Genomic DNA, 12,566 nt, shown 5'->3' with positions numbered 1-12,566 from the left:
CCGCATGCGGAATCTTAGGGAAATCCCGTAAACGTCCGCGGGATAAGTGTCTTATTCATTTGACTGCTTGTCGTTTTGGCCAGGTTTTCGATTGTCATCGTGTAGTTTTTCTCCTAAACTCGCGAGACACGGCACCATCACAAGACAACGATCCAAACGCCGTCCCTCGCAATGTTCAACCCAATCTCAACGGCAGGCAGCCGGGAGTGAGACGAAGGAGCTTCGATGGTTTCCCCGCATCCGCAACTCAAGAACGTCACCGATCGCATCATCGAACGCAGCAAACCGACGCGCGCAGCCTATCTCGCGCGCATCGACGCGGCGCACGGCCTGTTCCCGGCGCGCGGTGCGCTGTCCTGCGCCAATCTCGCGCACGGCTTCGCCGGCCTCGAGGGCCAAGAAAAGTTCGCGATCAAGGCGGTGCGCGAGCCGAACATCGGTATCGTGTCGTCTTATAACGAGATGCTCTCCGCGCACGCGCCGTACAAGAGCTTTCCGGACATCATCAAGCAGGCGGCGCGCGCGCATGGCGGCATCGCGCAATTCGCGGGCGGCGTGCCGGCTATGTGCGACGGCATCACGCAAGGCAACGCGGGCATGGAGCTGTCGCTGTTCTCGCGGGAAGTCATCGCGATGAGCACGGCCGTCGCGCTGACGCACAACATGTTCGACGCGGCGCTGTGCCTTGGCGTGTGCGACAAGATCGTGCCCGGACTCGCGATCGGCGCGCTGCAGTTCGGCCATCTGCCGACCATTTTCGTCCCAGCCGGCCCGATGACGAGCGGCCTCACCAACGACGAAAAAGCCAAGGTGCGCCAGGAATTCGCGACCGGCAAGTGCGATCGCGGCGCGCTGCTCGAAGCCGAAGCGGCGGCGTATCACGGTCACGGCACCTGCACATTCTACGGCACCGCCAACAGCAACCAGATGCTGATGGAAGTGATGGGCCTGCATCTGCCGAGCGCGGCGTTCGTGCATCCGCATACGGAACTGCGCGACGCGCTCACCGCCGAGGCCGCGCGCCGCGTGCTCGATATCACGCTCGAACGCGGCAACTACACGCCGATCGGTCATGTCGTCGATGAAAAGGCGATCGTGAACGGCATCGTTGCGCTGCTCGCGACGGGCGGTTCGACCAATCACACGCTGCATCTCGTGGCGATCGCGCGGGCGGCGGGCATCGTGATCGACTGGAACGATTTCGACGAGCTGTCGCAGGTCGTACCGCTGCTCGCGAAGATCTACCCGAATGGCAAGGCCGACGTGAATCACTTCCACGCAGCAGGCGGCGTCGCGTTCCTCGTGCGCAATCTGCTCGAAGGCGGGCTGCTGCATGAGGACGTGCAGACGGTCGTCGGCAAAGGGCTGTCGCATTACACCAAGGAGCCGAAGCTCATCGACGGCAAACTGCAATGGGTCGACGGCGTGGCGGAGAGCCACGACACGAAGGTGCTGCGCGCGATCGGCGAGCCGTTCCAGCCGGACGGCGGACTGCGGCTGATGCAGGGCAAGCTCGGGCGCGGCGTCATCAAGATATCGGCGGTGGCGCCGGAGCATCGCGTGGTGAAGGCGCCGGCCATCGTCTTCAATTCGCAGGAAGAAGTGCAGGAAGCGTTCGACAAGGGCGAACTGAAGCGCAATTTCGTCGCCGTCGTGCGTTTCCAGGGCGCGCGCGCGAACGGCATGCCGGAGTTGCATCGATTGACGCCGCTTCTGGGCGTATTGCAGGATCAGGGCTTTCACGTCGCGCTAGTGACCGATGGACGCATGTCGGGCGCATCGGGCAAGGTCCCGGCGGTCATTCACGTATCGCCGGAAGCGCTGCTGCAAGGTCCGCTCGGCAAGGTCCGCACCGGAGATATGCTCGTGATCGACGCACCCGCGGGCGTGCTCGACATCGAAATCGATGCGAACGAGTGGGCATCACGCGAAGTCGAGGCTCCGCTGCATCAAGCGGAGAACGAAGCGGGCTTCGGCCGCGAGTTGTTCGGCGTGTTCCGCAGCGCGGCGTTGCCGGCGGAGCAGGGCGCGTCGGTCTTCGGCGCGTTGATCGGCGCGGCAGCAAGCCACGACGGACACGCCCATGCGACGGCCGCCGCGCCCGAACGAAACGCGCTTCGCGACAATGCGCGGGCGGCGGCGTCGGCGTTGAACAAGGCGCACGCCACGAATCACTGAACGGAACAACGAAGGGCGTATCGCCCGGGACCTGAGAGAAACCCGCGGACAGACCCCAATGGCGCCGCTCAAAAACCAGGAGTCGTATCAAATGAAAACGGTAAGCGAAATCGTGCGTCTGGGACCGGTGATCCCGGTTCTGGCTTTCGAAACGATCGAGCAAGGCGAGCACGTGTCGCGTGCGCTGCATGCGGGCGGCGTGAAGGTGCTGGAAATCACGCTGCGCACGCCGGCGGGCATCGGTGCGATCGAGCGCGCGAGCCAACTGGCAGACGATATCGTCGTCGGCGTGGGCACCATCACGAAGCCGGAGCATTGCGCGCAGGCGAAGAAGGCGGGCGCGCAGTTCGGCGTGTCGCCCGGTCTCACGAAGGACATGCACAAGGCCGCGCAGGACGCCGGATTGCCGCTCCTGCCGGGCGTGATGACGCCAAGCGATATCATCACGGCGATGGAACTCGGCTATGAAATCGTCAAGTTCTTTCCGGCGCAACAGGCGGGCGGCATTCCGATGCTTCAGGCGTTCTACGGACCGTTCCCGAACCTGAAATTCTGTCCGACGGGCGGCATCACGGCAGAAACCGCGTCGAGCTTCCTGGCGCAGCCGAATGTGGTGTGCGTCGGTGGGTCGTGGCTCACGCCGAAGGCCGCGCTCGCCGCGCAGAATTGGGAGGAAGTCACGCGCCTCGCGCGGGCGGCGAGCGAATTGGCGCCGCATAAGTAAATTGCTGCACTAATCGAAAACGCGTCGCGGCCGTGCGAGCGGCCGGGCGCGTTTTGTTTTTTCGCCTTTCGGTCAGGGCAATTCGCGCCCGACGATGCTCCTCTTCAGACATGCTTTCGCGTGCGCCGTCAGTCGAGCACGCGAACATCAAGCTTTTTCGTCAAGCGATTCGATCAATATTTGAATCGTATAAATCCAAATTTCGAAACGCATTGTGTTTAAGACGTTTTGCGCATTTTAAGACTCGCATAGGACTTGTCTCATTAATCCCTGGTTCACTGGGAATTCTAGAGATTTTTCTATATATTTAGCTTTCAGAAGTTCCCGATGTATTTAACCGCGGGAGCGAATCAGGACGGTTCGGCGCATGCTGCACCATGCCTCCGTACTTCCGCGCGATGCTGCTCGCACCAACGCTGATCCCGCCGCATCAGCGTTCAACAGTGTGCCGGCCGAAACGATGCCAATCCGATGACCATCCGAGTCGGAATATCAGTCGTCACACATCAAGGCCAAAGCATCTGGCAAAACGGCCTGGGCCAGAACGTGATCTTCTTGTCGGAAGCGCTTCAAAAGCTTACGTTCATCGCGAGTGTTTCGCTCATCGACGTGGGCGACCAGAACGCATTGCCGCCGCAGGTGGACGCCGCGTCGAAAGGCCTGCGCATCATGCGGACGCATGATGCGACCGACGCCGTCGACGTCATCTTCGAAATGGGCGGCGCGCTCGACACCGAATGGCTCGATCTCATGCGCGCGCGTGGCAAGAAAGTCGCGTACTACTGCTGCGGCCAGCCGTACGTCGGGCTCGTCGAAGCGCCGGTGTTCGACAAACCCGTGCACGTCATGCGCGCGGACCGTTACGACCAGGTCTGGCTGATGTTGAAGGATCGTGCTTTCGTCCCGATGATGCGTATGCTGCATCGCTGTCCCGTTCATATCATTCCGTTCATCTGGCATCCGCAGTTCATCGAGAGCCGTATCGTCGAAGTCGAGGAGCACGGTCTGCGCTTCGGCTACGAGCGCCGCGCGGACAAGTCGGCCCAACCGGCCATCCAGCCGCAAGGTTTCCGGGTCGCAATCTTCGAGCCGAATATTTCGGTGGTGAAAACGTCGAGCATTCCAATGCTCGTCTGCGAAGAGGCGTATCGCGCGGATCGTTCGAGCGTGTCCGCCATGCATGTGCTCAATTCCATGCACATGAAAGATCACCCGACGCTCATGTACATGGCCAACTCGCTCGACATTGTAAAAGCCTCGAAGGCGACGTTCCATGGCCGTAACGATATCGCTGGTTTCATGGCGCAATACGCCGATGCAGTCGTGTCGCATCAGTGGGGCAACGATCAGAATTACCTGTACCTGGATGTGCTTTATGGCGGCTATCCCCTCGTCCACAATTCGCCGTGGCTGAAGGACGCCGGTTACTACTATCCGGGTTTCGACGCGCAAGAGGGCGGACGTCAGTTGCTGCGCGCGTTCCGTGAGCATGACGACAATCTCAATGCATATCGCGCAGATGCACAGCGCGTCATCGACGCGGTCAGTCCTTTCAATCAAGCCAACCTGGATGCGTTCGCAGAACGGTTGATCATCCTTTGTGCGGGAAGCAAGCTCGAGGTAGGCGTATGAACATGCAAAGCAAATCCCGCATGCCGGAGCGGATCACCGTCGGCGTTTCCATTTTTATCCGCAAGGGCGAGCAGTCGCTGTGGGAAAACGGCATCTTCCAGAACTGCCTTTATCTCGTGATGTTGCTCATGCGCTCGCCGCGCGTGAAATCGACTTATCTCGTGACGGGCGGCGGCGACGGCGGCCCCGAAGACGCAAAGCGCTTCCTGTCTGATTCACCCGTGCCGCTCATCGACATGGAAACGGCCATGTCGAAACTCGACGTCATGATCGAAATGAGCGCGCAGCTCAGCAAGGAATGGGCGATCAAGTTCCGCGAGAAGGGCGGCAAGGTCATCACGATGCGTGTCGGTAACGACTATGTCATCGATATCGAACGCATGGTCTTCAATCTCCAGCACGCGCTGCTGATTTCGGGCGCGCCTTACGACGAAGTCTGGACGCTGCCCGAATACGAAGTCAGTTGCAAACCGTATTTCGAAACGCTCTTCCGCGCGCCGGTGAAGCTGATGCCACACCTGTGGAGCCCGGTCGTACTCGAACGTGAAGCGGCAAAGCTGCCCAACGGTCAGAAGTTCGGTTATCAGCCGGGGCGCCGCCGTTGGCGCGTGGGCATTTTCGAGCCGAACGTCTGCATGGTGAAAACGAGCTATATCCCAATGCTCGCCTGCGACGCGGCGCATCGCGAGAATCCGGACATGCTCGAACGCGTGTGGGCCTTCAACACGTTCAAGCTGAAGGATCACGCGGCGTTCGTCGGCTTTGCGCATAGCCTCGATTACGTGAGACACGGGCTTGGCAACTTCGAGGGACGCTTCCCCTTCGCGCATATCGTGCCGGCCTCCGTCGATGCGGTCGTGAGCCATCAGTGGGAAAACCCGCAGAACTACGTTTATTACGAAGCGCTCTACGGCGGCTATCCGCTGATTCACAACTCGCATCTTATCGGCGAGTGCGGCTATCGCTATCACGAATTTGATTGCGAAGAGGGTGGCCGCGCGTTGCTTCGCGCCTTCGCCGAGCACGATGCCAATCTCGAAAGCTATCGCGCGACCGCGAAGAAGTTCCTTCACACGCTCGACCCGGAAAACGAAGACAACGTGCGGATCTACACGCGGGCGATCGAGGCCGTGTACGCGAAGGCGTGAGTTCGGGATTCAAGCATCTGCCGCGAGGCAACGGCGTTAACGGGAATGAAGAAGTTGCGAACTGGCATACGATCGGCCTGTTTCACGAGGCCGAAACGTTGTGGAACAACGGTATCAAGCAGAACGCGGTGTTTCTCGCGGAAGCACTCAAGAACTGTCCGAACGTCGAGAGCGTCGTGCTCCTCAACACGACGCATGTGGCGAACACGAACCAATTGCCCTGGGATCTCGAGCGCTGGCTCACCGTCACATTCGATGATGCGAAGGACAAGGTCGATGTGTTGATCGAGCTTGGTGGCCAGATCGACGCGAACGCGACGGCTTATCTGAAGGAGCGGTGCGCGCGCCTCATCTCTTATTGTTGCGGTTTCGAATGCGTCCAAGCGATGGAGTCGATTCTGTTCAAAAGACCGACTTTCGGCGACAACCTTTTCGTCGATCAACGCTACGACGACATCTGAATTCCGCAAGTTGCGAACATCAGCGCGCCGTACTTTGAAGTCATGCGTCGTCAAACCGCGCGGATGGTGCAATTCATCTGGAGCCCCATTTTCCTGAAGGCGCGTACCGCTTCGTCTCCGCATTCCGGGCGAGCATCAGCCGCACGCGGGCCGCGTCGGCTGAGCGTGATGGAGCCGAATATCTGTCTTTATCCGGCGATGATCGCGGAATTGGCTTATCGCGAACGGCCTGACGACATTCAATTGCTTCAGGTGACCAACGCGCAGCATCTGGCCACGCAGTGCCGCGAATTCATTGCGCTGAAGAACCAGCTGGACATCGTGCGGAATCACAAGGCGGTGTTTCTCGGACGCTTCGACACCTCGACGTATCTTGCCAAGCATACCGATATCGTCGTGTCGCAGCATTGGGAAAATCCGCTGAATTACTTTTAACCGGGGGGGTGCTGAGTCGCCGAGATGCCATGGCGCGAGGCAAGAAGAGTTCTGGCGGCGCGGTATGCAACCTGGCAGACGGTCAGGGCGCCACGTTAGCGGCTTACCGGCAAGAAGCTAACGATCCGGACGACATGTCCGTGTGGCGGGACGCCGTCCGGATTGCAAGGATCGCCAAGTAATCGTGGTTCCGCGCCGACAATCCGCAGCTCAGGCCAAGCGGAAGCCGCGCGCGCCAATTGGATGTCCGGTGGGAAGCGGGGCCGCGTTTCGCACGCGCGCGCTTCTCGCTGCCATTTCTCGGCCGACTTCCTCGCTTACAAGTAAAATTCCGTTGCCCAGCGCCGTGTTTGCGCTTGCCGGATGTTGCCGCGTGTGCAGTGCAACGACGGCAAACGCATACATAGCGCAGAAAACCTCAACAAAATCAAGGAGGCGTTATGCCAGCCGTCCACGGGAGCATGCTACTGCTCTACGCGGTGATCGCGATCGCGGTTCTGATCCTGATGATCGCCCGCTATAAGGTTTACCCGTTCCTCGTTCTCATGATCGTGTCCGTATTGCTTGCCCTCGCGGTCGGCATGCCGATGGACAAAATCGTGAAGTCGTTCGAAACCGGCAACGGAAATACGCTCGGTCACATTGCTGTCGTCGTCGGCCTTGGCACGATGCTCGGCAAGATGATGGCCGAATCGGGCGGAGCCGAGCGCATCGCCAATACGCTGATTAATCTCTTCGGTGAGAAGAACATTCACTGGGCGATGATGGTCGTCGCGATCATCGTCGGCTTGCCGGTGTTCTTCGAAGTGGGCTTCGTGCTGCTGATTCCCATTGCGTTCAACGTCGCGAAGCGCACCGGCAAGTCGCTGCTGTTGATCGGTCTGCCGATGGTGGCGGGTCTCTCGGTCGTGCACGGTCTGATTCCGCCGCACCCGGCTGCGTTGCTCGCGGTGCAGGCGTATCACGCCGATATCGGAAAGACAATCGCCTACGGTCTGATCGTCGGCGTGCCGACTGCAATCGTCGCCGGTCCGCTGTTCGCGCTGTTGATCCACAAATACATCAAGCTGCCCGACGCCAACGCGCTCGCCGACCAGTTCACCCAGAAGCACGGCGATACCGAGAAGAAGCGCGATTTGCCGAGCTTCGGCATCACGTTGTTCACCATTCTGCTGCCAGTCATTCTGATGTTGATCGGGAGCTGGGCCGATCTGGTTTTCACGCCGAAAACGCTGCCGAACGATTTGCTGCGTTTCATCGGCCAGTCGGATATGGCGCTGTTGATCGCCGTGCTGGTCAGCTTCTGGACGTTCGGCGCGAAGCAGGGCTTCAACCGTGAGCAGATTCAGAAGTTCTGCGGCGAGTGCCTAGCGCCGATCGCGGGCATTACGCTGATCGTCGGCGCTGGCGGCGGCTTCGGCCAGGTTCTGCGCGATAGCGGCATTTCGCAGCAGATCGTCGCGACCGCGTCGTCGGCGAGCCTGTCGCCGCTGTTGCTTGGCTGGTTCGTCGCCGCGCTCATCCGTCTGGCGACAGGCTCGGCCACGGTCGCGATGACCACCGCCTGCGGCATCGTTGCGCCGATCGCCGCCGCGGCGGGCGGTCACACGAGCCCGGAACTGCTGGTGCTTGCCACCGGCTCCGGCTCGCTGATCTTCTCGCATGTGAACGACGGCGGCTTCTGGTTGATCAAAGAGTATTTCGGGATGACGGTCGGTCAGACGTTCAAGACGTGGTCGTTGCTCGAAACGATCATCTCTCTGATGGGCCTGGGCTTGACCTTCGTGCTCGCGATGTTCGTGTAAGGAGACTTCGATGATTTTGATCGCAATGGGCGTGTCGGGTGCCGGCAAGTCCCTCATCGGCGAGATGCTGGCGGAGCGGCTGCACTGCACTTTCACCGACGGCGACGCGTTCCACAGCGCCGCGAACAAGGAGAAGATGCACAAGGGCATCCCGCTGACCGACGAGGATCGCTGGCCGTGGCTCAAGACCATTCGTGCCGCGATCGAGGAAAAGCAACGTGCGGGCGAGACGGCGGTATTTACGTGCTCGTCGCTGAAACGCTCGTATCGCGACATCCTGCGCGACGGCGATCGCGACGTGTGCTTCATCTATCTGCACGGCACGATGGATGTGCTTCGCGAGCGTCTCGGTTCGCGCACCGGACACTTCTTCGATCCGTCGCTGTTGCAGAGCCAACTGGACACACTGGAAGAACCCGGCGAGGACGAGGCGATTACGGAAAGCATCGAGCTCACGCCCGAGCAGATCGTCGACAACGTGCTCGAGAAGTTGAAGACGCGCAAATGACGCGCCAATGAAAAAAGCCCCGGAATTTGAACTGACCCCGCAAAGTTGGACAGTTTTGGGCTAGGCCGCTAAGGGCTGAGTTCTGTACATCACAGGACTCAGCCCTTTCAGCTTCAGCTTGATGCGGTGGTGATTGTAGTAGTGAATGTAGCGTCTGATTCCGGCCTGAAGGGCTTCGATGCTCTCGAAGCGGTTGGGGTAGAAGAACTCCGACTTCAAAGTGCCGAAGAAGCTTTCCATGGTGGCGTTGTCGTGGCAGTTGCCCTTGCGCGACATGCTTTGCGTCAGGGCTCGTTGCGAGAGCAACGCCTGGTAAGCGCCCATCTGATAGTGCCAGCCTTGATCCGAGTGGACCAAGGGGCGATCATCGACTTCCAGCCTTCTGAACGCCTTTTTGATCATGTTGGCGACCATTGCGAATGCCGGACGAGTGGCCGTCTCGTAGGCGATGATCTCGCCGTTATACAGATCCAGCACCGGCGATAGATAAAGCTTTCGCTCGCCCACCCGGAATTCAGTGATATCGGTGACCCACTTCTGGTTCGGCCCCGCGGCATCGAACTGTCTTTGCAGCACGTTCGGCGCAACCCGTCCCACCGTCCCGCGGAAGGCTTGAAACTTCTTCGGGCGCACCAGCGACTTCAGTTTCATGAGGTGCATCAACCGCTGGACGGTCTTGTGATTCACAACAGTGCCCAAATGCCGGACTGCGTGAGTAATGCGTCGATAGCCATAACGCCCTTTGTGCTGCTCGAACACAGAACGAATACGCGCCTTGAGCTGCGCGTGTTTGTCCGCCTTGCGTGAAGCCTTGCATTGGTAGTAGAACGTGCTGCGCGCCAGGCCGGCCACTTTCAGCAGGCCGTCGAGCGCAAACTCATGCCTCAACCCGGCCACTACTTGCGCTTTTTGCGCTGCGCTGTAGGGCTTTCCGAGCGGATCAAGGCATCGAGTTTTTTTAGGTACGCATTCTCCATGCGCAGATAGTTCAGCTCCTTCAGGAGCTCTTCCTTCGTGCGGGCCTCGTCGGATTTGGACGAAACCGCTGGCGCAGATGACTTGGGTTGCTTCACGGAGCGTCCTCGGGGGCGCGGCTCAAGGGCCTGCATACCTCCCGAATCATACCGGCGCTTCCAGACATTAATCGCGCTCGGATTGCGGATATCGAAGATCGCGGCCGTCTCTCGGCACGACAGGGCCTTGGTGTGCATGAACTGCAGCACCTTCAGTTTGAATGGGCCGTCGTAGAAACTGTACTTCTTCTTAAACGCCGCCTCGCCATGCGCCCGCCACGCCGCCACCCATTTACGCACCGTGCCCTGGCCCACGCCATGTTGACGCCCCACCTCTCCGTAACCACCGCGCTCGCCTGATAAATAGTCTTGAACGACTCTGCTCTTGAGTCGTGCGCTGTACTTGCTCATGAAAAAACACCCCAAATCGTTGAACGGGTGTCCAACTTTTGGGGTGCAGTTCAAATTCCGGGGCTTTTGCCTTTTTGCCTAGCTGATCCGCTTCGCCAGCTCCACCGCCTTGCCGATATACGAGCCGGGTGTCATCTCAAGGAGCAGCTTCTTCGCGTCGGCCGGAATCGCCAGCCCGCCGATGAACGTCTGCAGCGCCTCGCGCGTGATGCCCTTGCCGCGCGTCAGTTCCTTCAATTGCTCATACGGGTTCTCGATGCCGTAGCGGCGCATCACCGTCTGCACCGGCTCGGCGAGCACTTCCCACGTATTGTCGAGATCTTCGTTCAGACGCGCCGCGTTCACTTCGAGCTTGTCGAGGCCACGGATCAGCGCGTCGTAAGCGAGCAGCGAGTACCCGAAGGCGACGCCGATATTGCGCAGCACCGTCGAATCGGTCAGATCGCGCTGCCAGCGCGAGACCGGCAGCTTGTCCGCGAGATGGCGCAGCGTCGCGTTCGCGAGGCCGAGATTGCCCTCCGAGTTCTCGAAGTCGATCGGATTGACCTTGTGCGGCATCGTCGACGAGCCGATTTCACCGGCCTTCGTCTTCTGCTTGAAATAGCCGAGCGAAATGTAGCCCCACACATCGCGATCGAGGTCGAGCAGAATCGTGTTCGCGCGCGCGACGGCGTCGAACAGTTCGGCCATGTAATCGTGCGGCTCGATCTGGATCGTGTACGGATTGAACGTGAGCTTCAGCCGATTTTCGACGACATCTTTCGAGAACGCTTCCCAGTCGAAGTCCGGATACGCCGACAGATGCGCGTTGAAGTTGCCGACCGCGCCGTTCATCTTGCCGAGCAGTTCGACCTTCTCGATACGCGTGATCGCGCGCGCAAGACGCGCCGCGACATTGGCGATTTCCTTGCCGAGCGTCGTTGGGCTGGCGGGCTGACCGTGCGTGCGCGAAAGCATGGGCTGCTCTGCGTGCATGTGCGCGAGCTTCACGAGACGTTCATGCACCGAGCGCAGCGCGGGCAAAATCACGCGTTCGCGCGCGCCGGCCAGCATCAGACCGTGCGATGTGTTGTTGATGTCTTCCGACGTGCACGCGAAGTGGATGAATTCGCTTGCGCGCTCCAGTTCCGGCTGACCCTTGACCGACTCCTTGAGCCAGTATTCGACGGCCTTCACGTCGTGATTCGTCACGCGTTCGATGTCCTTGATGCGCGCCGCATCGTGCGCGGTGAAGCGCTCGGCGAGGCCCAGCAGGAACTGTTCGGAAGCGTCGGAGAAGCGCGGCACTTCGGCCAAACCCGCGCGCGACAACGCGATCAGCCAGTGAATCTCAACCGTCACGCGATGGCGCATGAACGCGGCTTCGGAAAGCCAGTCGCGCAGGGCTTCGGTCTTGGCGGCATAGCGGCCGTCGAGCGGCGAGAGCGCGGTGAGCGCAAAGAGGGTATCGGGACGGGTATCGGACATGATTGCTTGTCGCAATGGAAGGAAAAGACGCGAGAACCGCGCATTTTACCATCGGATGCGTCCCAATCTCCGAAGCTCACCCCGCCCGCAGTTCCTCGTCGAGTGCGCGGAGCTGCGCGGGCGTGCCGACGTTTTCCCATCGGCCTTCGTAGAGCTCGCCGCTCGCGCGCCCGGCCGCGATGGTTTCGCGATAGTAAGGCGTGAGTGCGCGGCGCGTGCCGGGTGCGAGATCGTCGAACATGCGCGTGTCGTACAGACCGATGTTGCCGAACGTAAAGCGCGGCTCGCCTTCCAGCGCGAGCGTGCCGTCGTTCAGCGCGAAGTCGCCCTTCGGATGGAACGGCGGATTCGGCACCATCACGAGATGCATGCCGGGCGAGGGCATCGAAGCGAGCGTCGAGGCGCGCTCGCGCAAGGTCGCGTAATCGAAGTCGCAAAAGACGTCGCCGCTTACCGCGATGAACACGTCATCGCCGATCAGATGACGCGCCCGTGCGATGCCGCCCGCCGTCTCCAGCGCTTCGGTCTCGGCCGAATAGCGCAGCTCGACGCCCCTTTGAGAACCGTCGCCGAGCGCGCTTTCGATCTGATCGCCGAGCCACGCATGATTGATGACGATCGTTTCGACGCCCGCCGCCGCGAGACGCTCGATCTGCCACATGATCAAAGGCTTTCCGCCGACCGGCAGCAACGGCTTCGGACAGAGGTCGGTGAGCGGGCGCATGCGTTCGCCGCGTCCGGCGGCGAAGATCATCGCCGTTTTCAAAGCGTGCGTCATCGTGAA

Annotated in this window: 9 protein-coding genes and 1 pseudogene; 7 read left to right on the top strand and 3 right to left on the bottom strand. The window is 60.4% G+C overall.

The window, feature by feature from the left end:
- Positions 1-225 precede the first annotated feature (225 nt).
- From edd to LDZ23_RS11545, 7 genes and pseudogenes are all read left to right on the top strand, one after another.
- Positions 226-2,178, top strand: coding sequence for a phosphogluconate dehydratase (gene edd / locus LDZ23_RS11575; protein WP_244807618.1), 1,953 nt, complete (start codon positions 226-228; stop codon positions 2,176-2,178).
- A gap of 91 nt (positions 2,179-2,269) precedes the next feature.
- Positions 2,270-2,902: a bifunctional 4-hydroxy-2-oxoglutarate aldolase/2-dehydro-3-deoxy-phosphogluconate aldolase gene (gene eda / locus LDZ23_RS11570; protein ID WP_008342842.1), complete on the top strand. Its 633-nt coding sequence runs from the start codon at positions 2,270-2,272 to the stop codon at positions 2,900-2,902.
- A 471-nt stretch (positions 2,903-3,373) separates the two neighbouring features.
- Positions 3,374-4,534, top strand: coding sequence for a DUF2827 domain-containing protein (locus LDZ23_RS11565; protein ID WP_342346272.1), 1,161 nt, complete (start codon positions 3,374-3,376; stop codon positions 4,532-4,534).
- The gene (locus tag LDZ23_RS11560; RefSeq protein ID WP_008342838.1) at positions 4,531-5,682 is read left to right on the top strand and encodes a DUF2827 domain-containing protein; all 1,152 of its coding nucleotides are present in this window, start codon (positions 4,531-4,533) and stop codon (positions 5,680-5,682) included. Before LDZ23_RS11565 ends, LDZ23_RS11560 begins: the two co-directional genes overlap by 4 nt.
- A pseudogene (locus LDZ23_RS11555) lies at positions 5,679-6,578 on the top strand (DUF2827 family protein). Before LDZ23_RS11560 ends, LDZ23_RS11555 begins: the two are co-directional and overlap by 4 nt.
- A gap of 440 nt (positions 6,579-7,018) precedes the next feature.
- Complete coding sequence (locus tag LDZ23_RS11550; protein WP_008342836.1) at positions 7,019-8,383, top strand: GntP family permease; 1,365 nt, start codon at positions 7,019-7,021, stop codon at positions 8,381-8,383.
- 10 nt (positions 8,384-8,393) lie between these two features.
- The gene (locus tag LDZ23_RS11545; RefSeq protein WP_008342835.1) at positions 8,394-8,891 is read left to right on the top strand and encodes a gluconokinase; all 498 of its coding nucleotides are present in this window, start codon (positions 8,394-8,396) and stop codon (positions 8,889-8,891) included.
- A 60-nt stretch (positions 8,892-8,951) separates the two neighbouring features.
- Here LDZ23_RS11545 and LDZ23_RS11540 read toward each other — a convergent pair.
- The 3 genes from LDZ23_RS11540 to murU form a co-directional block, all read right to left on the bottom strand.
- Positions 8,952-10,315, bottom strand: a protein-coding gene (locus LDZ23_RS11540; protein WP_409017632.1) for an IS3 family transposase whose coding sequence is annotated in 2 segments (ribosomal slippage) — positions 8,952-9,844 and positions 9,844-10,315 — 1,365 coding nt in all. Because the reading frame shifts where the segments join, the coding sequence is not laid out codon by codon here.
- A gap of 78 nt (positions 10,316-10,393) precedes the next feature.
- A complete protein-coding gene (gene purB, locus LDZ23_RS11535; RefSeq protein ID WP_008342833.1) occupies positions 10,394-11,782 on the bottom strand; it encodes an adenylosuccinate lyase in 1,389 nt (462 codons plus the stop codon).
- A gap of 76 nt (positions 11,783-11,858) precedes the next feature.
- A complete protein-coding gene (murU, locus tag LDZ23_RS11530; protein WP_244807616.1) occupies positions 11,859-12,560 on the bottom strand; it encodes an N-acetylmuramate alpha-1-phosphate uridylyltransferase MurU in 702 nt (233 codons plus the stop codon).
- Positions 12,561-12,566 lie beyond the last annotated feature (6 nt).

This window comes from Caballeronia zhejiangensis (assembly GCF_022879815.1).
GTDB classification, from domain to species: domain Bacteria; phylum Pseudomonadota; class Gammaproteobacteria; order Burkholderiales; family Burkholderiaceae; genus Caballeronia; species Caballeronia zhejiangensis.
The sequence above is the reverse complement of the archived record's forward strand: the minus strand, read 5'-3'. Positions and strand labels throughout refer to the sequence as shown.

Excerpts from the sequence above, each read along its gene's own strand:
- eda (WP_008342842.1), top strand. The coding sequence starts at position 2,270 with ATGAAAACGGTAAGCGAAATCGTGCGTCTGGGACCGGTGATCCCGGTT.
- purB (WP_008342833.1), bottom strand. The coding sequence starts at position 11,782 with ATGTCCGATACCCGTCCCGATACCCTCTTTGCGCTCACCGCGCTCTCG.
- edd (WP_244807618.1), top strand. The coding sequence starts at position 226 with ATGGTTTCCCCGCATCCGCAACTCAAGAACGTCACCGATCGCATCATC.
- LDZ23_RS11545 (WP_008342835.1), top strand. The coding sequence starts at position 8,394 with ATGATTTTGATCGCAATGGGCGTGTCGGGTGCCGGCAAGTCCCTCATC.
- LDZ23_RS11560 (WP_008342838.1), top strand. The coding sequence starts at position 4,531 with ATGAACATGCAAAGCAAATCCCGCATGCCGGAGCGGATCACCGTCGGC.
- murU (WP_244807616.1), bottom strand. The coding sequence starts at position 12,560 with ATGACGCACGCTTTGAAAACGGCGATGATCTTCGCCGCCGGACGCGGC.
- LDZ23_RS11550 (WP_008342836.1), top strand. The coding sequence starts at position 7,019 with ATGCCAGCCGTCCACGGGAGCATGCTACTGCTCTACGCGGTGATCGCG.
- LDZ23_RS11565 (WP_342346272.1), top strand. The coding sequence starts at position 3,374 with ATGACCATCCGAGTCGGAATATCAGTCGTCACACATCAAGGCCAAAGC.